The organism is Promicromonospora sp. NPDC057138 (genome assembly GCF_042670845.1).
Lineage (GTDB): Bacteria > Actinomycetota > Actinomycetes > Actinomycetales > Cellulomonadaceae > Promicromonospora.
Genome location: NZ_JBHUUX010000083.1, coordinates 1 through 21,546, shown reverse-complemented (window position 1 = coordinate 21,546; position 21,546 = coordinate 1). Strand labels below are relative to the sequence as shown.

Sequence of the window (21,546 nt, the reverse complement as noted above, 5' to 3'; positions counted from 1 at the left end):
CGCCGGATGAACCGGCGGCCGCCCCCTGCTGTCCCTCACCCGCGTTCCTCGAGGAGGGGCCCGGCGGAACCGCGGCTCAGCCGACGCTCACCGGTTCTGCGGCGATCTCGGCATCAGCAGCCGGGCGGGGCTGGGCGAGCGAGAGGCCGTCCCCGCGGCGGCGGAACAGCACGGCCGACAGCAGGGCACCCAGGGCGAAGAACCCGGCGCCCCACCAGTAGGCGGTCGAGTAGCTGTGGATCGCCGCCTGCACACCGACCTCCTGGGTCACGGGTGCGTGGGCCGCGAGGTAGTCGGCCGCGGCCGTGGCGGCAAGCGTGTTGAGCAGCGCCGTACCGATCGAGCCGCCCACCTGCTGGCTCGTGTTCACCATCGCCGACGCGACGCCGGCGAACTGCCGGTCGACGCCGAGCGTGGCGGTCTGCATCGAGGCGGGCATGATCGTCCCCATCGCGAAGCCGATGACCATCAGCGGCGCCAGGACGTTCGGGACGTACGTGCTCGAGGCGTCCAGGAACGTGAGGTCGATCATGCCGATCGCGCCCAGCGTCATGCCGATCGGCACCATGAGCTTGGGGCCGAACCGGGGCACGAACAGGTTGGTCCCGAGCTGCGCGGCGAGCACGAGCATCGCGATCATGGGCAGGAACGCGAGGCCCGTCTGGATCGGTGAGTACTCGAGCGTGAGCTGCAGGTAGTAGGTCACGAAGAGGAAGATGCCGAACATCCCCGCGCCGGCGATCAGCACCGAGAGGTACGCGGCGCCGCGGTTCCGGTCGACGACTATCGACAGCGGAAGGAGCGGGTGCGTGGCCCGCCGCTGCCAGGCGACGAACGCGATCAGCAGGACGGCGGCGCCGGCCAGCATGCCCCAGGTCAGGGGATCGTCCCAGCCGCCGGTCTCGGCGTTCGAGAAGCCGAACACGAGACCGAAGAGCGCGCCGGAGACGAGCAGCGTGCCCGGGACGTCGAGCTTCGGCCGGGGGCCGGTCCGCGTGATGCGCGGGATGAAGACGGATGCCCCCACCAGGGCGATGGCGGCGATGACGACGTTGATGTAGAGGTTCCAGCGCCAGTCGAGGGACTCCGTCAGGACTCCGCCGAGGAGCAGCCCGACGGCGCCACCGGCACCGGCGATCGCGCCGAAGACACCGAAGGCGCGGGCGCGCTCCTTCGGGATGGTGAAGGTGGTGGTCAGCACGGCGAGCGCCGTCGGAGCGAGCAGGGCGCCGAACATGCCCTGGAGCGCGCGGGCCGCGACGAGCAGCTCGAACGTGCCGGCCGCGCCGCCCAGGGCCGAGGCGACGGCGAAGCCGATGAGGCCGACGACGAACGTGCGCTTGCGGCCGATGAGGTCGGAGAGGCGTCCGCCGAGCAGGAGCAGGCTGGCGAAGGCGAGGGAGTAGGCCGTGATGACCCACTGGCGCTCGCCGACCGAGAAGCCGAGGTCGGCCTGGGCCGAGGGGAGGGCGATGTTCACGACTGTTGCGTCGAGCACGACCATGAGCTGTGCGAGCCCGACCACGACGAGCGTGATCCAGCGACGGTTGTCGGTCGCGGGTGTTGAGGTATCGGACATGGACGCCACCATATACGGAACTTGGGAGTTCCGGATATGGCTGGTTCAATAATTAACCTGAAGGTAAGGTCGAACCGGACAGAGAGGAGGCGGCTGCGATGACGCAGACGGAGTACGCCGAGGTGAAACCACGCCTCGGCCGCAAGAGGGACCACACCCGCGATCCCGAGATCCTGGAAGTCGCGCTCGACGTCCTGGCGGAGACCGGCTACGACGGGATGACCGTCGACATGGTCGCCACGCGCGCCAAGGCGGGAAAGGCGACGCTGTACCGCAGGTGGCCGTCCAAGGCCGACCTCGTGCTCGACGCCGTCGTCTGCATGAAGTCGAAGGGGATCGACCTCGATGCCCTGCCGGACACGGGGACGCTCCGCGGGGACCTCGTCGCGATGGTCAAGCCGCCGACCATGCGCGAGGCCGAGCGCAAGCTCAAGGTGATGGCCGGGATCGCGTCCATGATCGCCCGCAGCCCCGAGCTCGCCGCCGCGGCGCAGAACGCGCTCGTCGAGCCGCGCGCCTCCATCAACCGCATATTCTTCCGGCGCGCGATCGAGCGCGGTGAGATCCCGGCGGACGCCGACGTCGAGCGGCTGTGCATGATCGGCCCCGCGATGGTCGCGTACAGCGTGCTCATGCTGGGCAAGCCCGTGGACCGCGAGTTCCTGGTCTCCACCATCGACAAGATCATCCTGCCCGCCGCCGGACTGCGTGCCGCCTGAGCCGGTGCAGCTCGATGGCGCGGTCCTCGTCGGTGCGCTGTTCGGCCTGATCTTCGTGAGTGCTGCTCTGCAGTCGCTCTCCGGGTTCGGGTATGCGCTGCTGAGCGCCCCGTTGCTGACCGCGACCATCGGCGGCGCGGAAGCGGTGTCGACGATCATCATCACCGGGACGGTCTGCGACGTCGCGATCCTCGCGATGCGGCGCAGCATGCCGCGGCCCGTCGCCCGTGAGGTGTGGGCCCTGGCCGGCTGGTCCGTACCGGGGATGCTGGTCGGCACCTGGCTGCTGGCCTTGTTGCCGGCCGTCGGCCTGCAGATCTTCGTCGCGTGCGTGGTCATCGGTGCGGTGCTGCTGAGGTTGCGCTCGCGCGAGCGCGGCGCCGTCGTGCGGCCGGCCTGGGCTGGGCCCGCCGGGTTCTTCTCGGGTGCGCTGAGCACTTCGACCTCGCTCGGCGGTCCGCCGAGCGTCTACTACCTCGTCCACCGGGGCCTGACGCCGCATGCGATGCGGGACACGCTCGTCACCGTATCGCTCGTGCGCCTCCCGCTGAGCGTCGCGGCGCTGGTGATCGCTGGCATGTGGGAGACGTACGAGCGCTGGTTGCCCCTGGTGGTCGCGGCGGTGCTGGGCCAGGTAGTCGGGTCGCGCGCGTTCCACGCCTTCGGCAGTGCGAGGTACGAGCGCGTGGTGCTCGTTCTGCTCGTCACCTCTGCTCTGGTGTCGGTGGCCGCCCTGGCGATCGGCTGACCCTTGATGTCGACGGTGGTCGAGATTCCTTGTCATCCCACAGCGGCTGTGGCGCTGGAGGTGTCCGCAGCGTAATGTAGGCACGTACCTACATTGGAGGTGGTCGGGATGAGTATCGTTACGTCTCGCGAGCTGAATCACGATGTGAGCGCGGTCAAGCGTGCCGCCGCCCGCGGTCCGGTTGTCATCACCGACCACGGTCGGCCGTCGCATGTACTACTCACGTTCGCGGACTACCAGCGACTCACGGGCACAGACGTCAGCCTGGCGGATGCGTTCGTGATGCCTGAAGAGATCGAGTTCGAACCGGTGCGTCCTGAGGGCTCGACGCGGGAGATCGACTGGTGAAGTTTCTTCTGGACACCAACATCGTGTCCGAGCTCCGGAAGCCAGCCGAACGGCGCTCGGAGCAGTTCAACGACTGGGCCGGAGATCTGTCGCCGTCAGATACCTCGCTCTCGGTCATCACCGTGCTGGAGCTGCGTGCTGGTATCGAGTCGAAGCGACGACGCGATCCCCAGCAGGCTGAGATCCTGGATTCCTGGCTGGAGAAGAGTGTGCTGCCCGGCTACTCGGGGCGGGTGCTGGACGTCGACCAAGCGGTGGCTGATGCCGCTGCCCGGCTTCACGTGCCTGATCGTCGGCCGGCTCACGACGCTCTCATCGCGGCGACCGCTCAGGCATACGGTCTGACTCTTGTGACACGCAACGTGGCGGACTTTGAGCCCATGGGCGTTCCGTTCGTCAACCCATGGGATCGGCGGTGACCCGACCGCCCCGGGTGGTCGCCACCGACCTCGACGGCACGCTGCTGCGCAGCGACGGCAAGGTCTCCGACCGCACCCGCCAGGTGCTCGCGGACCTGGACGCGGCCGGCGTCGAGGTGGTCTTCGTGACCGCCCGCCCGCCGCGCTGGCTCACGCACCTCGCCGACACCGTCGGCGGACACGGCCGCGTCATCTGCATCGGCGGGGCATGCGTCCTCGACCTCGCCTCCGGCGAGACGCTCGACACCTGCGGGTTCGACGACGACGCCGTCCGCGGCGTCGTGGCCGGCATCCGGGCCGCGCTGCCGCACGCCGCGCTCGCCTTCGAGCGGCCCGACGGCGTCGCGTTCGACCCGCACTACCCGAACCGGGAGCCCGCGCTGGACCCCGGCCTCTGGGCCGTGCCGGTCGAGGACACCCTCGGCACGGCAGGCGCTCGCGGCCCCGTGTCCAAGATCCTCGCGCTCGATCCCGCGCGCATCCCGCCGCCGGGCATCCTCCTGGACCCGCCGGAGGAGATCCGGCTCGCGCAGGAGAAGTTCTTCGCCGCGGTGCGCGCCGCCATAGGGGAGCGCGCGCACCTGGCGTACTCGGGCGCCGTCGGACTGGCCGAGCTCATGCCGCCCGGCGTGGACAAGGCCGCAGCCCTGGCGCGCTGGTGCGCGCGGCTCGGCGTCGACGCGGCCGACGTCTGGGCCTTCGGCGACATGCCCAACGACCTGCCGATGCTCACCTGGGCGGGCCGGGGCATCGCCGTCGCGAACGCCCACGCCGACGTGCTGGCGGGGGCGGACGCCGTCGTCGGGCATCATGACGCCGACGGCGTGGCCGAGGAGCTGGCGACCGTGCTGGACGGAGCCCTCCGGCCACGCCGCTGAGCGCGACTCAGCGGGACGGCTTACCGCCTGCCGCCGAGCCGGCTCCTGGGCCGTCCGCACCGCCGGCCGCGCGCTGGATGCGCTCGGCGATCCGGCGGATGCGTCCGAGGCGGGCGTCCCAGGTCGAGCCGACCTCCATGAGCTGCCCGACGGCGCGGGCGAGCTGCGCCTGGTCGACGCGGTACAGCTTCTCCCGGCCAGCCGTGGTGCCCTGCACCAGACCGGCCCGGTCGAGCACGCCGAGGTGCTTCGCCACCGCCTGCCGGGTCACGGGCAGCTGCTCGCTCAGGCTCGTCGCCGTCCCGCGGCCGTCGCTCAGCAGCAGGTCGAGCATCCGCCGCCGGGTGGGGTCCCCGATCGCCGACCACAGGTCGTCGTCCACCGCCACGCTCATGTGCCCGCACCCACGGTCGCGGCGTACGCGCTCAGCCTCGGCAGGAAGTAGTCCCAGCCGGTGCTGTGGTCGGCGTGCTCGGCGGCCACCTTCGCCTCGTCCCAGCCGCGCTCGCGGAAGCCGCTCTCGGTGAACCGCAGGAGGGTGCCGCCGTTCGAGGGCACCAGCTCGAAGACGACGAGGTTGGAGTTTCCCGTGCCGGCCACCTCGCCGTCCTCGTGGGTCCAGCGGAACGAGAAGTGCGTGTACGGCATGGCGTCGGCGACGGTGAGCTGAACCTTCTTGCCGTCCTGGGTGACGTCCCCGAAGCTGATCCAGCCCGGATCCCCTGGCTGGGGGCCGTACTCCGCCTCGTCGGACCACCACTCTCGTACGTGCTCGGGGTTGCTCACCACGTCGAAGACGACCTCGGGCGCGGCCTCGATGTAGATCTCTCGCTCGATCGTGCCGTACTCCATCACGGACTTCCTTTCGTCATGTCGGCTGCTAGCAGACCACGGAATCAGTGCCAGTTGCTGATCTGGACGTCGTGCGGCGAGGGCTCGCCGGTGCCGGTCTCGACGAACCCCTTGAGGCTCATCAGGAAGATGGCCCACTTGGTGCTGCAGTGGTTCATGAACTCGACCGGCTCCTTCCAGCCGGTGTGGCTGAACAGCACGATCGTGAACCCGTCCTCCTCCTTGAGGTCGAAGCGGATGTGCGTGCCGATCCACTCCTCGGGCCCGTCGGTGACCAGCCAGTCCACCGTCCCCGCCGGGTCGAGCTCCGCGACCTCGAGCTCGAAGGAGCCGAGCAGCTCCCCGGCGCCGTCGTGGAAGGTCGTCGTCAGCGTGCCGCCGAGCGTCCCTTCGCCGGTCGTGTCCTTCGTCCACCAGCCGGCGACGCCCTCGGGCGTCGCAACCGCCTCGTAGACCTTCTCCAGCGGTGCCACGGCGCCGACGCGGTGCAGGATGTCAACCATCTCAGTTCCTCCAGTGTTCTGTAGTGCAACCTTTGGTTGCACATGACTGTCTCACGGGTGGACCAAAATGCGCAACCCTTAGTTGCGCGTGGGGGGTGGAGCTGTGTCCGGGAAGCATCTTCCGGCGGCCCGTTGTGAGCGCTAACATCAGGGCGTTCGTGCACGACGCCGGGCGCAGGCGCCCGTCTTCAGCGAGGTCCTCGAAGGAGAGAACCATGAGCAGCACTCGAAGTAACGCCCACGTGAGAGCCGTCACACTCCCACGGCGCACGATGACGACCACCGTCGCGATGCTCGCCGCCCTGGCCCTGCTGATGGGGACCTGGGTCGCGACCGCCCAGCGCGCGGCCGCCCTCGACCCGTTCACCGGCTACCTGATGGCCCACTTCAGCGCTGAGTTCACGGGCGGCGAGCAGATCTTCCTTGCCCACAGCACGGACGGGCTGAACTGGACGGACCTCAACAACGGCGACCCCGTGGTTGTGTCGACCGTCGGCACCCGCGGGGTCCGTGACCCTGCGATCGTCCGCTCCCCGCAGGGCGACAAGTACTGGATCATCGCGACCGACCTGCGCATCGCGAGCGGTACGTCATGGCCCGACGCCTCCGAGCGCGGCAGCAAGTCGCTCGTCGTCTGGGAGTCCACCAACCTGGTGGACTGGTCCGAGCCCCGCCTCGTCGATGTCGCCGGCAGCATCCCGGGCGCGGGCGACGCGTGGGCACCCGAGGCGATCTACGACCCCGCCACCGGTGACTACGTCGTCTACTGGGCCACGAACGCTCCCCTCAACGGCGTCACCAAGCACCGCATCTACTACTCCCGCACCAGCGACTTCCGCACGTTCACCCCCGCGCAGCTCTACATCGATCGCCCGGGCGGGCAGGGCATCATCGACACCCAGATCGTCGAGTCGCCGACGAGCGTCGGCGGCTTCCGCTACTACCGCGCCTCCGCCGACGGCCAGATCACGATCGAGGCGAGCAACTCGATCCTCGGCACGTGGACCACGATCGGGAATCTGTCCCACATGGGCATCACCAACGGCACCGGCGGCGGCAACGTCGTCGAGGGCCCCATGTGGATGCCGTCCAACGACGGCACCTCCTGGACGCTCTGGCTCGACCAGTTCGCCACCGGCGGCGGATACATGCCGATCCGCTCGTCCAACCTCGGCAGCACCCAGAACTTCCAGACGGTGAGCCCCTACAATCTGGGCGGCACGCTGAAGCGGCACGGGTCGATCATGCAGATCACCGCGGCCGAGCGGAGCAGGGTCGTCGCCCGCTGGGGCAGCACGGCGGTCAGCCGGATCCAGTCCTACAACTACCAGGACCGGTACGTGCGCCACGCCAACTACGACGCGCGCATCGACCCGAACGTGTCGCCCGCCCAGGACGGGCAGTGGCGGATCGTCCCGGGCCTGGCCGGCACGGGAACGGTCTCGTTCCAGTCCGTGAACTTCCCCGATCACTACCTGCGACACGACAACTTCGACTTCGTGCTCGCACGGTACGACGGCACGTCGACCTTCCGGTCCGACGCCAGCTTCAAAGCCGTCGCCGGCCTGGCCTCGTCCTCGTGGACGTCGTACCAGTCGTACAACTACCCCGACCGGTACATCAGGCACTGGGGCTACGAGCTCCGGCTCGACCCGATCACCGACGCGACCGGCCGGGCGGACGCGACCTTCCGCACGGTGGGCTGACCCGGCCCCAGCAGCCCGACGGCGGTGGCACGCCTCCCGTACGGAGGCGCGCCACCGCGGTCGGGCCGTCTGCCGGCGCACCTGCCGGCGCACCTGCCGGCGCACCTGGCGGTCGCCGAAACCGGGCTCTGCTAGGCACTCCCGTCCAGGAGCGGGCTCAGGTGCCGGCTACCCAGGGCGCGCGTCGCCTGGCGGGCACCCGCGCGGAGGCACTCGGCGGTGTCCGCGCCGTCGAGGTGTGCCGCGAAGAAGCCGGCGAAGAACGCGTCGCCCGCACCGTTGGTGTCGACCACCTCCGCGGGCTCCGCTGGGCACTCGAACCAGCCTTCGGCGGTACGAGCCACGGCCCCGCTGGCGCCCAGCGTGCACACCACGGTGCTCGCGCCCCGCTCCAGCAGCGACGTCATGAGCGCACGGTGGTCGTCGGTGCCGTCGTCGTTGAGGAACACGTACGAGCACGCGTCGGCGAACGGCCGGTGGAACTCGGCGACGCCGTCGTAGTCGTGCAGGTCGGTCCAGAGCGTCGCGCCGCTCGCGACGGCGGCCGGCAACAGGCTCTGCCCGACGGCGCTCAGGTCCAGCACCACGTGCTCGGCCGTGGCCAGGCGGGCGACCGCCGCGGCGTCGGGCGCGGGCGACGAGCCGGGGACCGCGAGGTAGATCGACAGGCGTTCGCCCGCGTCGGTCATGAGGTTCAGGTGCTGCTCCGACGGCCCGGTGACGCGGCGGGCGAGCACCTCGACGCCCCGGGCGCGCCGGAGCGCCGCCAGGATCAGGTCGCCCTCGGGGTCGGTCCCGACGTCGGCGGCGAGCGTGACGGGCACGCCGAGATCGGCGAGGTGCAGCACCTTGCCGGCGCTCGTGCCGCCGAGCGTCCGGACGGAACCGCGCGCGAAGACGGTCTGCGGGCGGGGCTCGGGGAGCCGGTCGAGCCGGACCATCGTGTTCCACGTCGCGGGCCCGGCCACCAGGGTGCGAGGAGTGTCCATGCGCCCACCCTGCCATTGGTCACCGCCTCCCCGTCCTCGCCGGAGAGCTTCGCTCAGCCGAGCAGCTCCACGTGCAGCGCGGCGACGGCGGCCGGGTCGCTCACCAGGTCGACGGCGGCGATGTGCCCGTCGTGCACCACCACGGCGAACACGGCGCGCGGTTCGCCGCCCGGCGCCCAGGCGAACCCGACGGAGCCGCCGACCAGCGCAGGCACGGCGCCTCCCGCCCTGCCCTGGAACGCTTCCGCCACGGCCGCGGCGCCGCGCACCTCGCGCGCCAGCAGGGGAGCGCCCCGGTCGGCGGACGCCGCCGCCGTGTCGACGGCGGACTGGTCGGCGCGCAGCACGACCTCCGGCGCGAGGACGGCCAGCAGGCCCGCGAGGTCACCCGTGCGGGACGCCGTGAGGAACGCCTCGACGACCTCCCGGTCGGTGCGGGCCGCGGCGGTGGACCGGGCTCCGCCGTCGGGCCGCGCTGCGTCCTTCGCCGCCGCGCCGGACTGCACCCGCCGCCGTCCGCGGCTCGCGAGCTGGCGCGCCGCGGCGACCGAGCGCCCCAGCACCGGCGCGATCTGCTCGTAGGGGACGGCGAACAGGTCGTGCAGCACGAACGCCAGGCGCTCAGCGGGGTCGAGGCTCTCCAGCACCACCTGCATGGCCAGCCCGACGATGTCGGCCAGCTCGGCCTGCCGCGCCGGATCGGGGGAGTGCTCGTCCAGGATCTCCGGCGCGGTGTCGTCCGGCAGGCCGGTCGGCAGCGGGTCCTCGCGGCGGGTCGACCGGGACCGGAGCATGTCCAGGCAGATCCGGCCGGTGACCGTCGTCAGCCAGGCGGCGAGGCTGTCGATGCCCTCGTCGCCCGTGCGGTTCAGGCGCAGCCAGGTTTCCTGCAGCGCGTCGTCGGCGTCGTCGGGGTTGCCGAGCATCCGGTAGGCCACCGCCCGCAGGCGGGGGCGGTGCTGCTCGAAGGCTGAGGCGAGCTCGTCGGGGGTCATCTGTCACATCCTCGTTCTCGTGGGCGTCAAGGGTGTGACGGCGCGCAGGGCGCCGATGTGACTGGCCGGATATCCGGCCACGACGAGAGGACCGCCATGACCACCGAGACCACCACCCACGAGTTTGCTCCTCAGGCATCCACCACCCCGCACCTGCGGACCATGCAGCCCCGGATGAAGAACCCGGCGATGGTCGTGCCCGGCGGCGTGAAGGCGCTGGCCGGGCTGGGGCAGATGGTCCACGGGCAGGGTGTTCCCGCGAGCACGCTGGAGCTCGTGCACCTGCGGGCCAGCCAGATCAACGGCTGCGGCTGGTGCATCGAGTACGGGATGCGCCAGGCCCGCAAGGCCGGCGAGTCGGAGGACCGCCTCGCGTCGGTCGCCGCCTGGCGTGAGTCGCCCTACCTCTCCGAGGCCGAGTGCGCGGCGCTCGAGCTCACGGAGTCGATCACCCGGCTCGCGGACAGCTCCGACCCGGTGCCGGACGCCGTCTGGGAGCGTGCGGCCGAGCACTACGACGAGCAGGCGCTCGCCGCGCTGGTGCTGCACGTCGGGGTCACCAACCTGTATAACCGCCTCAACGTGACGACCCGCCAGGTGCCGGGCACCTGGTGAGCCCCTGGCGCCCGGTCGTCAGCCGATGACCGGGCACGGGCGGGTGACCACCGCGCCGTGGGTCGGCCGGACCGAGATCGCCACGTCGGCGACGTCGCGGCCCGACGCGGCGATCACGGCGGTGGCGGTGCAGATGATCTGATCCACCCCGACGGCGCTGATCTCGGCGCCGCGCACCGGCAGGTAGATCGTCACGTACTCCCCGGCGTCCTCCACCACGGTTCGGGTGGAGGTCGCCGGGACCTCGCTGTGCAGGCCTTCGGCCGTGGGGTCGGCGTCGGCCATGAGCAGCTGGACCGCCCCGAGCACGGTTCCCAGGCGGCCGGTGTCCCGTGTGTCGGGCCGGAGCCGCCCCGCGGCGTCGACGAAGTAGAGGGTGGGGCCACCCGCCAGTCCGGTGGGTGCCTCGCCGCCGTCCTCGACGCCGCTCGGCCCGACGCCGCAGCCGCTCGTCAGCGCCGCGGCGGCCAGGACGAGGGCCGCCGCGGCGGCGCGGACGGACCTACGCCTGCGCATCTTTCTCCTCCCGGCGGGGCAGGCGGAGCTCGAACCGCGCGCCCGCGCCCGCACTGTTGCGCGCGACGACGTCGCCGCCGTGCAGCCGGGCGTTCACCAGCGTGATCGCCAGGCCGAGCCCGCTCCCGTCCGACCTCGTCCGGGACGAGTCGGCCTTATAGAAGCGGCTGAAGAGACGGTCGGCGTCCACGCCCTCGGGCAGTCCGGGGCCGTGATCGGTCACGACGACGAGCACGTCGTCCGCCTCCGTCCGCACCTCGACCACGACGGGCGGGCTCCCGTGCCGCAGGGCGTTGCCCACGAGGTTGGCGACGGAGATGTCGAGCCTGCGCACGTCGACCCGGGCGGGCACCGGGCCCGTCGGGACGACGTCGACGGCGTCGCCCCAGCCCCGCGTGCGGATGGTGTCGGCGACGACGTGGGCGACGTCCACGTGCTCCAGCCGGAGCTCGACGGCGCCCGCATCGAGCCGGGAGAGCTCCAGCAGGTCTTCGGCCAGCCGGGACAGCTTCCGGGTCCGGTCGACGGCCATGGTCGCCAGCTCCAACTCCTCCGGCGACCGGCCGCGCGCATCGGCCTCCAGCATCTCCATGATCGAGGTCAGCGCCATGATCGGCGTCCGCAGCTCGTGGGAGACGTCCGCGACGAAACGCCGGGCCTCCGCCTCCTGGTCGCGCAGCTCGCCGACCGACCGCTCCAGCGCGGCGGCCGTGTCGTTGAACGTGGACGCCAGGTCGGCGAGCTCGTCCCGGCCGGACGGCGTGAGGCGGACGCCGAGGTTTCCCGCCGCGAGCTGGTCGGCGCTGTGCGCGAGCCGCTGGATCGGCCGCAGCACGCTGCGGGAGACCAGGAGCGCGAGGACGACGGCCAGCGGCAGGGCGCCCGCGATGGTCAGCACCACTATGCGGGTCCACTGGTCGAGCTGGGCCTGGGTCGGGGCCAGGTCCTGCACCACGTAGACCTCGATGCCGGAGCCGCGCTGCCTGCCGTCCACGCCCGTGAGCAGGATCGGGGCAGCCATCACCAGCTTCGGGCCCGAGTCGTCGACGACGCGCTGCACGGCGAACCGGCCGCCCGCCGCGGCGTCGGCCCGCAGCTCGTCGCTGATCAGGCCCAGCGCGCCGCCCGACGCCGCGGTCAGGTCCTCGAACGTGACCATCGAGTCCGGGCCGAGCGAGATACGCAGCCGGTCCAGGGCCTGCTGGTCGGGCGGGTACTCCACCTCGGGCGCCAGCCGGGTGATCTGGTCGCGGACGGAGTCGACGGCGCGCCGCTGCGTCTCGTCGACGAGCGACGCCCGCGCGGCGACGTACCCGGCGGCGGACGCCGCGGTCGCGGCCACCATCGCCACCGCCACGAACGCCAGGATCACCCGCGCGCGCAGGCTCCTCGGCCACCAGCTCCTCCGCCGTCGGGTCGCGTCCTCGGATCGCATGCCGTCCGGACCCCTACACCGGGCCGAACCGGTAGCCGAAGCCCCGGACGGTCTGGATGAACACGGGGGCGGCGGGATCGTCCTCGATCTTGGCGCGCAGGCGCTGCACACCGTTGTCCACCAGCCGCGAGTCGCCGAGATAGCTGTGCTCCCACACGGACTCCAGGAGCTGCTGCCGGCTCAGCACCTGCCCCGGCGAGCCGGAGAGCTCCAGCAGCAGCCGCAGCTCCGTCGGCGTCGTCGCCACCGCCTGTCCCGCGCGCGTGACCGTCAGGGCGGCACGGTCGATCACCAGGTCGCCGTAGGACGCCGTGGCCGGCCCGACCCGGTCCGGGGCGGCTCGCCGCAGCACCGCCCGGATCCGGGCGTCGATGACGCGGGGCTCGACGGGCTTGACGACGTAGTCGTCGGCGCCGGCCTCCAGGCCGCTCACGACGTCGATGTCGTCGCCGCGGGCGGTGAGCATGACGATCGGGACGGTCCCGGCGGCGCGGATCCGGCGGCACACCTCGAAGCCGTCCATCCCTGGCAGCATCAGGTCGAGGACGACGAGCTCCGCCGCGCGCTCCCGGTACAGCTGGAGGCCGTCCTCACCGGTCGCGGCGGCGGCGACGTCGTGCCCGTACCTGCCGAGCGCCTTGGCGAGGCTGATCCGGACCGAGTGGTCGTCCTCGATCAACAGGATGCGGGACATGGCCCCCAGTATCGAGGACGCCACGGGCCCCAGCCACGTCGCCGCGAGCTCTGCGACACGGCTGCGACATTCCGACGACGGGACCGGGACGCGGCGCCCGGAGCGTGGGACGCATGAACCGAACACGAACGGACCATCTGCCCGCGCTGGACGGACTGCGCGGGGTCGCGATCCTCGGGGTGCTGCTGTTCCACGCGGGTCATCTCGGCGGCGGGTTCCTCGGCGTCGACCTGTTCTTCGCGCTGTCCGGCTATCTGATCACCGACCTGCTGCTGCGGGAGGTCCGGGTCAGCGGCACGGTGTCGCTGACGGCGTTCTGGGGGCGGCGGGCCCGCCGCCTGCTGCCCGCGCTGGCGGCCTTGCTGGTCGCCGTCACCCTGCTGACCTGGGCGCTGGGCGACGCCGACCTGTGGCGGTCCGCGCTGTCGGACGGCCCGTGGGTGCAGGCGAACCTCGTCAACTGGCACCTGCTCGGCGAGTCCGCGGGCTACTGGGAAGGGTTCGGCGCCGGACGGGTCTTCGGGCACCTGTGGAGCATCGCCGTCGAGGAGCAGTTCTACCTGGTCTGGCCCGTGGTGGTGCTGCTGGTCGCCCGCCGGGCGGTGCGGGCCGGCCGGGCCGAGCAGGCCGACCGGGCGCGGCAGACGGAGTCGTGGGTGGCCTGGATCGCGATCCTCGTGTCCCTCGCCTCGCTGGCGCTCATGCTGCTGCTGGTCGACCCGGCCGACACGACCCGCGTCTACACGGGCACCGACACCCGGGCTTTCTCGCTGATGCTCGGCGCGCTCGTTGCCACCGGCCCGGCGCGGCGGGCGCTGGAGCGGCTCGCCGGCCGGGGCGCGGGCGCCGTCCTCGTGCTGCTGGTTGCCGCGCTGGCCGCCCTGTGGTGGGTGGCCGACGGCGAAGCGTCGCCCTGGCTGTTCCAGGGCGGGCTGTTCGCCCACTCGCTGATCGCCGCGCTGGTGGTCGTGCTCTGCGTCCAGGCGCCGGGCAGCATGGTCGCCCGCGCGTTGAGCCTTCGTCCGCTGCGCGCGCTCGGCCTGGTGTCCTACAGCCTGTACCTGTGGCACTGGCCGGTCTACCTGCTGCTGTCCGAGGAGCGGCTCGGCCTGACCGGGTGGCCCCGCACCGCGATCATCTGCGCGGTGTCGATAGCGCTCGCGGCCCTGTCCACGGCCCTCGTCGAGAACCCGGTGCGGTTCCGGGCCGGCTGGGCGCGGGGCCGGTCCGGCCTGGTCGCGTTCGTCGCGACGATGACGGCGCTCGCCCTGTTCTGGGTGGTCGTTCCCAGGCCGGCCGTGGCCGACGTCGACGCCGGCGCCGTGACCTCCGGCGGGTCGCTGCCGGGATCCGGCGCCGGGGCCGAGCTGTCGACGGTCCTGCTCATGGGCGACTCCATCGCCGTGGGGGAGGCGCTACCGCTGGACGCGGCGATGACGGCCAGCGGCCTCACCCTCGAGTCCATGGCGTCGGACGGCGGCGGGGGAGTGGTCGGGCCGCTCGCCGAGTCGACCTGGGCGGAGCTGCCCGCCGTCATCGCCAGCGCCGAGCCGGACGTGATCGTCTACCAGATCACCACCTACGACTGGGGCACCGAGCAGGAGCAGCGCGCGGGCTACGAACGGCTGGTGCGCACCGCGGCTGACGTCGGCGCCGAGCTGGTCATCGTTCCCTTCCCGCCGATCCGGCCGGACGAGTTCTACGCGCCGCACATGGACGAGCTCGACCGCACCGACGAGGTCGCCCGGGACGTCGCCGCCGGCTCGGGCGGGCAGGCGGTCTTCCTCGACAGCACAGCCGTGTGGGGTGACACCTACCAGCGCGAGCGCGACGGCAACTCGGACCGCAGCGCCGACGGCATCCACACCTGCCAGCAGGGCGCGGCCCGCTTCACGGGCTGGCTGCTGGACGAGCTGGCGCGGCGGTATTCGGGGTTCGTCCCCGCCGCCCCGGAGGAGTGGGTCGACGCCGGCTGGGCGGGAGATGACCGCTTCAAGGGCTGCTGATCCGTCGTCGGTCGAGCTGTCCCTCGTCGGTCGGGCTTGTCGAGACTCCTCGGCAAGCTTGACCGACGTCAGGCCAGCCCGGGCCGGGGCACCCTCCGCGCCTGGCGGATCCCGTCGGCGGTGAGCAGCGCGAGCGCCATCCACACCAGGAAGAACCCGGCCCAGCGCGCGGCCGGCATCTGCTCCCCGAACACGAGCAGCCCCACCAGGAACTGGATGGCGGGCGCGAGGTACTGCAGCATGCCGATCACGGAGAGGGGCAGACGGCGCGCCGCGGCGCTGAACATGAGCAGGGGCAGTGCGGTGATCACGCCTGTCGACATGAGCAGCAGCGAGTGTCCCGCGCCGTGCCCGGTGAACGTCCCCGACCCACCGAGCCAGACGATGTAGGCGAGGGCGAACGGGGTGGCGATCGCCGTCTCGACCGTCAGGCCCGGCAGCGCCGGGACATCGCGGCCCACGCGATTCTTCACGAGCCCGTACAGACCGAACGAGAGCGCGAGACACAGCGAGATCCAGGGCAGGCCGCCGAGCCCGGTGGACAGCACGACCACCGCTGCTACGCCGAACGCGATGGCGATCCATTGCACGGGCCGGAGCCGCTCGCGCAGGATCAGCACGCCGAGCAGCACCGTGATGACGGGGTTGATGAAGTAGCCGAGGGCGGCGTCAAGCACCTGGTCGCTGAGGACGGCGTACACGTACACGATCCAGTTGACAACGATCAGGACCGCCGCCACGGCGAGGGTGCCCAGGACGCGGGGCGAGCGCAGAGCGTCGCGGAACTCGCCGAGCTGGCGCAGCGCGGCGAGGGCGATCAGGCAGAACAGGAGGCTCCACACGATGCGGTGGGCCACGACCTCCACGGCACCCGCAGGCTGCAGCAGCGGGAAGAACAGCGGCATCCCGCCCCAGAGCAGGTAGGCGCCGATGCCGAGGGGCAGGCCCCAGCGATCCTGGTGTTGTGTCACGGCGTCACGATAGGTCTCGCGCGGCGGCGCGAAGCCTGGTGTGGCCTGTGGGGCTCGTCACCAGGCGGGGGCGCCATTTCGATTTCTCGCGAGGGCCCGGTGGGGGCTATGGTTGGGTCCGTTCGCGGCGGGTTACCCGAGCGGCCAAAGGGGGCTGACTGTAAATCAGCTGGCACAGCCTACGGGGGTTCGAATCCCTCACCCGCCACCGCGTGATGACGCGAGACATCGTTGAGAGATGTCTCGCGTCATCGTTTATATCTGAGGGCCCGGCCATCGGCCGGGCTCTCTGCTCGTCGGGGCTGTGGGGCCAGGGCGGGCCTGGCTGTCCGCTTCCAGAACACGCCTGGGCCTGGTTCCGGGCCGATAAGCATGCGTGATGGTGTTCCGGAAGCGGACCTTCCCCGCGGCGGCCGGCTGGTGCGGCTCGGCGCTGAACCGCGTCCCGGGGCGAACCGCAGGTCGCGTGTCGATCCGGGCCCTGAGCGACGTGCTTCTCTCGGCTCGGCACGCGCGGCCATGGTCATCGTGCGGGTCGGCACCGGCCACACCGACGCCAGCCTGCGGCTCGACGCCAGCCTGCGCGGCCGCATGCCTCGACCCGCCGATAGCAGTCGGTCATGGTCGCGGAGACTGGCCCAACGCCTTCGCCCAACCTGGTCGAACCCGGCACAGAGCCCTGCCGGGCGTGGTCAGCGACTCCGGTCTAGCCTCGATTCATGGGTGGGGCGTATCGGGGGAACCGTGGCGATTGACCAGCGGTCGATCGCCCAAGAGCCAGTTCAGCTGCTCGACGACGAGGAGCTGACCCACTATGGCTGCGCGGCGACCGGCCCGACGGTCTTCCGTGGGCCGAAGAACGACGAGACGGAGGCGTCGATGATCCGTGGCCGGATCACCGCGGCGGAGGCGGCCATCCTGGTTCGCAAGAAGTGGACTCCGGACCCTCGTGACCGTGTCCGCTACACGACCGTCGGGCACCTGCGCGACCTGAAGTTCGATGTGCTTCACACCCCGAACCCGAGCAACCCGGATCACGTCTCGGTGCGCGTTCCCCGTGTTGAGGGCCCGTGGAACGATGACGAGAGGACCGAGCTCGAGAAGGCCTTCGATCTGTACGGGGAAGGTGCGGCGTGAGTGTCATCAACGATGGTCGCGTCCACGATGCCTGGAGTGGTCGCATGGACGGAGGCCTGGTGCTCGACCTCTGGAACGGCCGCCCGACGGAGATACTCCTCCGTACCGACGGGCAGCATTTTCTGCGTTGGCTCGTGCTCGGCCAGAGCGAATCGGTCGACGTGTGGCTCCAGGTCGAGCTTCGTCCGGGGGAACCTGAGGAGCTGCTGTACCCGGGCCCTCGCGATCTGTGGGCCTTCGTGGGGGACCACAAGGAGTCCCAGGTTCTGATGTCACTCGTGCTCGACGACGTCGGGGTGCAGGCGTCGTTCGAGAACCCAGGTGGCCCAGAAGCAGTGACGAAGCTCCTTGCCTCGTTTGTCGAGTGGACTGCTGCGCTGGCGCATGAGGAAGGGCCGCAGAGTGCGGTCCTTCGTCGCGCGATCGAGGAGATCCAGGACTTCCTGGGTTGACCCGTTCTCGTTCCTCGGGTTACGCGGGCCGTCCGCTCCGGAACTCGCCGGAGACGCGGCACAACTCACACCCGATTCGATTTCACGCCAGGCCGGAGGCCATGTAGAGTCTTCCTCGCCGCCCCGATAGCTCAGTCGGCAGAGCGTCTCCATGGTAAGGAGAAGGTCAAGGGTTCGATTCCCTTTCGGGGCTCTGTGATTTGACGCGGGGTCGTCCACCCGCCTCGCCGGTTCGCCGGAGGGGAGCAACGGCGGACGGCCTCGCGTTCAGTCACGCGCGGCGGGGTAGCTCAGCTGGTCAGAGCGCACGACTCATAATCGTGAGGTCGCGGGTTCGAGCCCCGCCCTCGCTACCGAAGCAAGTACATCCGTTCGGCGTCCCTTGCCGGACGACGAGAAGACACATGGCGCCTCCCTCTCGAGGCGCGGAGGTGAGAGCCATGGCAAGCAAGAGCGCGGATGTCCGCCCGAAGATCACGCTGGCGTGCGTGGACTGCAAGGAGCGGAACTACATCACGAAGAAGAACCGTCGTAACGACCCTGACCGCCTGGAGCTGGCGAAGTTCTGCCCGCGCTGCGGCAAGCACACGTCGCACCGCGAGACTCGCTGAGCCTCGTAGCTAGCTCACACCGACGTGGCGAACGCTGATTTCGAGGGCCGGGTCTACCCGGCCAACGCCCCCTACTCCGTAGGCCGCGAGAAGATCCGCGAGTTCGCCAGTGCCGTCGGTGCCACGCACCCCGCGCACCACGATCTCGTGGCAGCGCGGGGTGCTGGCTATCCGGACCTGGTCGCCCCGCCCACGTTCGCCGTCGTCGTGGCGCAGCGGGCCGAGTCGCAGTACATCAGCGACCCCGCGGCCGACATCGACTTCTCGCGTGTGGTCCACGCGGACGAGCGCTTCACGCACCACCGCCCGATCGTCGCCGGCGACGAGCTGACGACGGTGCTGCACGTGGACCGGATCGTCTCCCGCGGGGCCATCAGCATGGTGACCACCCGCTGCGAGATCTTCGCGCTGCCCACGGGCATCGAGGAGCCGGTCGCGGACGCCGACGTCCCGGGCGAGCCCGTCGCCACCGTCACGTCCTCGCTCGCGATCCGAGGTGCGGACGCATGAGCCGCCCCGACATCGCGACCCTCGCCGTCGGCGACGTGATCGGCACGCGCACGGTCACCTTCGACCGCGCGAACCTCGTCCGCTACGCGGGCGCCAGCGGCGACTTCAACCCGATCCACTGGAACGACAAGGTCGCCGAGGGCGCGGGCCTGCCCGGCGTCATCGCACACGGGATGCTCACCATGGGCACCGTCGTCGGACTGGTCGCGGACTGGGCGGGCGACCCGGGCGCCGTCGTCGACTACCAGACGCGGTTCACCAAGCCCGTCGAGGTGCCGAACCCGGGCACCGCGTCGATCGACGTCACCGGCACGGTCGGCGTGATCGACGCCGAGGCCGGCACGGTCCGCGTGGACCTCGCCGTCACGGTCGACGGCGGCAAGGTCCTGGGCCGAACCCAGGTGCTCGTCCGACTTTGAGTTCGTTCGGATGGCGTTCGTGCGGATGACGTTCGGCCAGATTTCGGATTTTCACCCGTAGCACTTCTCTTGCGTAGGCGGATCGGATCTGATTGATTCGTGTCCGAAATGTGCATTTTGACGAGAGGAACTTCTGCGTGACGTCCCGACGACGCATCACCGCCCTGGCCGCAGCGGCCGGGTTGCTCTTTCCACTCATCCCTCTCTCGGCGGCAGCCGCCGCACCCACTGCGATGGCGCCCGACGGCGGCACGGTCGCCTGCGCCCCCGTGCTCGCCGCCGGCTCGCTCGACGAGTCGTTCACGGCCGCTGCCGAGGTCACCGGCGTACCGGCACACCTGCTCAAGGCCGTGTCCTACATGGAGTCCCGCTGGGACCAGCACGCCGGCCAGGCCAGCGCCGACGGCGGCTACGGGGTGTTCAACCTCGCGGGCGGTACCGGGCTCGGCCACGCGCACGGCGCCGGCCTGCCCCTGTCGGCGATCAACGACAAGGACGGCCCGGCACGCGAGGCCACCCCGGAGCTCGCCCGCGCGGCGACGCTCACCGGCCTCGACCAGGCCACCCTGAGGTCCGATGCGCAGGCCAACGTGTGCGGCGGAGCGGCCCTGCTCGCGTCGTACCAGGCCCAGGCCGTGCGCGACGGCGCGGTCGACGCGGAGCCGGCCGCGGCGACGTCCGACAGCCTGACCGCGTGGGAGGACGCCGTGTCGCGGATGAGCGACACCGAGGGCTTCGCGACGCGCGTGTTCACCACGCTGCGCGACGGCGCGGGGACGACCACCCCGGCCGACGGCGCGGTCATCCTCACGGGCAACCGCGACGTCGTCGTGCCGCGGACCGCGGGCACCAGCGACCCCGAGGCGGACTGCCCCGAGGACCTTGGCTGTGAATGGCTGCCTGCCCCCTACGAGAAGGCCTCCGCGGACCTCCCGGACAACACCGATGACTACGGCAACCACGATCAGGCCGACCGCACCGGCGAGGGCGGGCCGTCGCTCGACTACATCCTGATCCACGACACCGAGACCGCCTACCAGCCCTCGGTCAACCTGGTGCAGGACCCGACCTACCTGGCGTGGAACTACACGCTGCGGTCCGAGGACGGGCACGTGGCGAACCACCTCGACCCGGCCGATGTCGGCTGGCACGCGGGCAACTGGTTCATGAACATGCACTCGATCGGCGTGGAGCACGAGGGCTGGGCCGGCTCGGGCGCCTGGTTCACCGAGGCGATGTACCAGTCGTCGGCGGAGCTCGTGCGGTACCTCGCGGCGGAGCACGACATCCCGCTCGACCGGGCGCACATCATCGGGCACGACCAGGTGCCGGGCATCCTGCCCGGGTACACCAAGAACGTGCACTGGGACCCGGGCCCGTACTGGGACTGGGACCACTACTTCGAGCTGCTGGGCGCCCCCATCGGCGGCGACCTGGAGACGACGACGAACGTCGCGCCGGGCGACGTCGTCGAGGTGCGCACCGGGTACGCCGACAACGTCAACCCCGTCACGGGCTGCGAGCAGGCGTCGCCGGGATCGGGCGCGTGCGTCGCGGGCGCCGGGACGAACTTCCGGTACCTGTACCAGTCGCCGTCCGAGGACGCGCCGCTGGCGAAGGACCCGGGCTGGAAGCCCGACGGCTCGGCCGGCACGACCTACGCGAGCGACGTGAGCGCGCGCGTGCAGTCCGGGCACAAGCTGGTCGTGGACCAGGTCCAGGGCGACTGGCTGGGCGTGTGGTGGGCCGGGTCGCTCGCGTGGCTGCACAACCCGGCCGACCGGCCGGTGGTGGTGCCGGCGACGGCGAAGACCGTCACGGTCGCGGGCGACGCCCCGGCGCCGGTCTTCGGCAGGGCCTACCCGGAGGCGGCGGCCTACGAGGAGTACCCGGGCGTCCCGGTGCAGGCGGTCACGCCGATCGAGTACAAGGTCGGGGTGGACCAGACCTATGCGGTGGCCGACGACAACGTGGCCTCCGACTACTACCGGGCCGCCACGTTCGACGGCTCGGGACCGGGCGACCGCACGGTCGTGCGCGGCGACGACGTGTACCACCAGCTGTGGCTGGCGCACCGGCACGTGTTCGTCAAGGCGGCCGACGTGGAGCTGCACGACCCCGTCGTGGCCGACGTCTCGGGGCCGGCCATCGAGGGCAAGGCCCGGCCGGGCAAGATTCTGACCGCCGACGCCGGGACCTACCTCCCGGGCGACGTCGCCGTCACCTACCGGTGGCAGCGGGACGGCGAGCCGCTGCCCTGGGCGATCGGCCCTCGCTACCTGGTGACGGGCAACGACCGCGGCGCGAAGCTCACGGTGGAGGTGACGGTCTCGGCGGAGGGCTACACGCCGGCGACCTACACCTCCGACAGCGTGACCGCGAAGTAGGGATTCGCGAAGTAGAGCGCCTGTCCGAGTCTCCCTGGTTATCGCCAGGGAGACTCG

24 protein-coding genes and 3 tRNA genes are annotated in these 21,546 nt (G+C 71.3%); 17 read left to right on the top strand and 10 right to left on the bottom strand.

Features of this window, described 5'->3' with window-relative positions; translation table 11 throughout:
• Window positions 1-76: 76 nt before the first annotated feature.
• The gene (locus tag ACFT2C_RS26520; RefSeq protein ID WP_377210088.1) at window positions 77-1,579 is read right to left on the bottom strand and encodes an MFS transporter; all 1,503 of its coding nucleotides are present in this window, start codon (window positions 1,577-1,579) and stop codon (window positions 77-79) included.
• Window positions 1,580-1,677: 98 nt separating this feature from the next.
• Here ACFT2C_RS26520 and ACFT2C_RS26515 point away from each other — a divergent pair, with 98 nt between their 5' ends.
• From ACFT2C_RS26515 to ACFT2C_RS26495, 5 genes are all read left to right on the top strand, one after another.
• The gene (locus ACFT2C_RS26515; RefSeq protein ID WP_377210087.1) at window positions 1,678-2,298 is read left to right on the top strand and encodes a TetR/AcrR family transcriptional regulator; all 621 of its coding nucleotides are present in this window, start codon (window positions 1,678-1,680) and stop codon (window positions 2,296-2,298) included.
• A 4-nt stretch (window positions 2,299-2,302) separates the two neighbouring features.
• Entirely contained in the window at window positions 2,303-3,046 is a 744-nt protein-coding gene (locus tag ACFT2C_RS26510) for a sulfite exporter TauE/SafE family protein (protein WP_377210086.1), read from the top strand.
• Between the two features lie 108 nt (window positions 3,047-3,154).
• Window positions 3,155-3,394, top strand: a complete 240-nt coding sequence (locus ACFT2C_RS26505) for a type II toxin-antitoxin system Phd/YefM family antitoxin (protein ID WP_377210085.1) — start codon at window positions 3,155-3,157, stop codon at window positions 3,392-3,394.
• Window positions 3,391-3,813 carry a type II toxin-antitoxin system VapC family toxin gene (locus ACFT2C_RS26500; protein ID WP_377210084.1) on the top strand — a complete coding sequence of 141 codons (423 nt, stop codon included), beginning with the start codon at window positions 3,391-3,393 and terminating at the stop codon, window positions 3,811-3,813. Before ACFT2C_RS26505 ends, ACFT2C_RS26500 begins: the two co-directional genes overlap by 4 nt.
• Complete coding sequence (locus tag ACFT2C_RS26495; protein WP_377210083.1) at window positions 3,810-4,691, top strand: HAD family hydrolase; 882 nt, start codon at window positions 3,810-3,812, stop codon at window positions 4,689-4,691. The genes ACFT2C_RS26500 and ACFT2C_RS26495 overlap by 4 nt, the downstream gene beginning before the upstream one ends.
• 7 nt (window positions 4,692-4,698) lie before the next feature.
• Here ACFT2C_RS26495 and ACFT2C_RS26490 read toward each other — a convergent pair whose 3' ends face one another.
• From ACFT2C_RS26490 to ACFT2C_RS26480, 3 genes are read right to left on the bottom strand one after another with little or no spacing between them, the layout of a single operon-like run.
• Window positions 4,699-5,085 (bottom strand): ArsR/SmtB family transcription factor, encoded by a 387-nt coding sequence (locus ACFT2C_RS26490; RefSeq protein ID WP_377210082.1) that lies wholly within the window; start codon window positions 5,083-5,085, stop codon window positions 4,699-4,701.
• Entirely contained in the window at window positions 5,082-5,543 is a 462-nt protein-coding gene (locus ACFT2C_RS26485) for an SRPBCC domain-containing protein (protein WP_377210081.1), read from the bottom strand. The genes ACFT2C_RS26490 and ACFT2C_RS26485 overlap by 4 nt, the downstream gene beginning before the upstream one ends.
• A gap of 44 nt (window positions 5,544-5,587) precedes the next feature.
• Window positions 5,588-6,046 (bottom strand): SRPBCC domain-containing protein, encoded by a 459-nt coding sequence (locus tag ACFT2C_RS26480; protein WP_377210080.1) that lies wholly within the window; start codon window positions 6,044-6,046, stop codon window positions 5,588-5,590.
• Between the two features lie 215 nt (window positions 6,047-6,261).
• Here ACFT2C_RS26480 and ACFT2C_RS26475 point away from each other — a divergent pair, with 215 nt between their 5' ends.
• Window positions 6,262-7,752 (top strand): AbfB domain-containing protein, encoded by a 1,491-nt coding sequence (locus tag ACFT2C_RS26475; RefSeq protein WP_377210079.1) that lies wholly within the window; start codon window positions 6,262-6,264, stop codon window positions 7,750-7,752.
• 131 nt (window positions 7,753-7,883) lie between these two features.
• On the opposite strand, the gene ACFT2C_RS26470 is transcribed toward ACFT2C_RS26475, so the two are convergent.
• Window positions 7,884-8,741 carry a carbohydrate kinase family protein gene (locus tag ACFT2C_RS26470; protein ID WP_377210078.1) on the bottom strand — a complete coding sequence of 286 codons (858 nt, stop codon included), beginning with the start codon at window positions 8,739-8,741 and terminating at the stop codon, window positions 7,884-7,886.
• A gap of 53 nt (window positions 8,742-8,794) precedes the next feature.
• A complete protein-coding gene (locus ACFT2C_RS26465) occupies window positions 8,795-9,736 on the bottom strand; it encodes a sigma-70 family RNA polymerase sigma factor (protein ID WP_377210077.1) in 942 nt (313 codons plus the stop codon).
• A 96-nt stretch (window positions 9,737-9,832) separates the two neighbouring features.
• Here ACFT2C_RS26465 and ACFT2C_RS26460 point away from each other — a divergent pair, with 96 nt between their 5' ends.
• The gene (locus ACFT2C_RS26460; protein ID WP_377210076.1) at window positions 9,833-10,351 is read left to right on the top strand and encodes a carboxymuconolactone decarboxylase family protein; all 519 of its coding nucleotides are present in this window, start codon (window positions 9,833-9,835) and stop codon (window positions 10,349-10,351) included.
• Between the two features lie 18 nt (window positions 10,352-10,369).
• On the opposite strand, the gene ACFT2C_RS26455 is transcribed toward ACFT2C_RS26460, so the two are convergent.
• The 3 genes from ACFT2C_RS26455 to ACFT2C_RS26445 are packed head-to-tail and all read right to left on the bottom strand — an operon-like array spanning window position 10,370 to window position 12,996.
• Complete coding sequence (locus ACFT2C_RS26455; protein ID WP_377210075.1) at window positions 10,370-10,867, bottom strand: hypothetical protein; 498 nt, start codon at window positions 10,865-10,867, stop codon at window positions 10,370-10,372.
• The gene (locus ACFT2C_RS26450; RefSeq protein WP_377210074.1) at window positions 10,854-12,302 is read right to left on the bottom strand and encodes an ATP-binding protein; all 1,449 of its coding nucleotides are present in this window, start codon (window positions 12,300-12,302) and stop codon (window positions 10,854-10,856) included. The genes ACFT2C_RS26455 and ACFT2C_RS26450 overlap by 14 nt, the downstream gene beginning before the upstream one ends.
• 13 nt (window positions 12,303-12,315) lie before the next feature.
• Complete coding sequence (locus ACFT2C_RS26445) at window positions 12,316-12,996, bottom strand: response regulator (RefSeq protein ID WP_377210073.1); 681 nt, start codon at window positions 12,994-12,996, stop codon at window positions 12,316-12,318.
• A 113-nt stretch (window positions 12,997-13,109) separates the two neighbouring features.
• Between ACFT2C_RS26445 and ACFT2C_RS26440 the strand changes: the two genes are divergently transcribed.
• The gene (locus ACFT2C_RS26440) at window positions 13,110-15,002 is read left to right on the top strand and encodes an acyltransferase family protein (RefSeq protein WP_377210072.1); all 1,893 of its coding nucleotides are present in this window, start codon (window positions 13,110-13,112) and stop codon (window positions 15,000-15,002) included.
• A 68-nt stretch (window positions 15,003-15,070) separates the two neighbouring features.
• Here ACFT2C_RS26440 and rarD read toward each other — a convergent pair whose 3' ends face one another.
• Window positions 15,071-15,973 carry an EamA family transporter RarD gene (gene rarD / locus ACFT2C_RS26435; RefSeq protein WP_377210071.1) on the bottom strand — a complete coding sequence of 301 codons (903 nt, stop codon included), beginning with the start codon at window positions 15,971-15,973 and terminating at the stop codon, window positions 15,071-15,073.
• Between the two features lie 126 nt (window positions 15,974-16,099).
• Here rarD and ACFT2C_RS26430 point away from each other — a divergent pair.
• From ACFT2C_RS26430 to ACFT2C_RS26390, 9 genes are all read left to right on the top strand, one after another.
• Window positions 16,100-16,181 (top strand) — tRNA-Tyr (locus tag ACFT2C_RS26430).
• Between the two features lie 311 nt (window positions 16,182-16,492).
• A complete protein-coding gene (locus tag ACFT2C_RS26425; RefSeq protein ID WP_377210070.1) occupies window positions 16,493-17,110 on the top strand; it encodes a hypothetical protein in 618 nt (205 codons plus the stop codon).
• 44 nt (window positions 17,111-17,154) lie between these two features.
• Window positions 17,155-17,562, top strand: a complete 408-nt coding sequence (locus ACFT2C_RS26420; RefSeq protein WP_377210069.1) for a hypothetical protein — start codon at window positions 17,155-17,157, stop codon at window positions 17,560-17,562.
• A gap of 120 nt (window positions 17,563-17,682) precedes the next feature.
• Window positions 17,683-17,755, top strand: a tRNA-Thr gene (locus ACFT2C_RS26415).
• An 86-nt stretch (window positions 17,756-17,841) separates the two neighbouring features.
• Window positions 17,842-17,915, top strand: a tRNA-Met gene (locus ACFT2C_RS26410).
• 87 nt (window positions 17,916-18,002) lie between these two features.
• Complete coding sequence (rpmG, locus tag ACFT2C_RS26405) at window positions 18,003-18,173, top strand: 50S ribosomal protein L33 (RefSeq protein WP_013837798.1); 171 nt, start codon at window positions 18,003-18,005, stop codon at window positions 18,171-18,173.
• A gap of 24 nt (window positions 18,174-18,197) precedes the next feature.
• Window positions 18,198-18,683, top strand: coding sequence for a MaoC family dehydratase N-terminal domain-containing protein (locus tag ACFT2C_RS26400; RefSeq protein ID WP_377210068.1), 486 nt, complete (start codon window positions 18,198-18,200; stop codon window positions 18,681-18,683).
• Window positions 18,680-19,102: a MaoC/PaaZ C-terminal domain-containing protein gene (locus ACFT2C_RS26395; RefSeq protein WP_377210067.1), complete on the top strand. Its 423-nt coding sequence runs from the start codon at window positions 18,680-18,682 to the stop codon at window positions 19,100-19,102. The genes ACFT2C_RS26400 and ACFT2C_RS26395 overlap by 4 nt, the downstream gene beginning before the upstream one ends.
• A 137-nt stretch (window positions 19,103-19,239) precedes the next feature.
• Entirely contained in the window at window positions 19,240-21,489 is a 2,250-nt protein-coding gene (locus ACFT2C_RS26390) for an N-acetylmuramoyl-L-alanine amidase (protein ID WP_377210066.1), read from the top strand.
• Window positions 21,490-21,546: the final 57 nt, after the last annotated feature.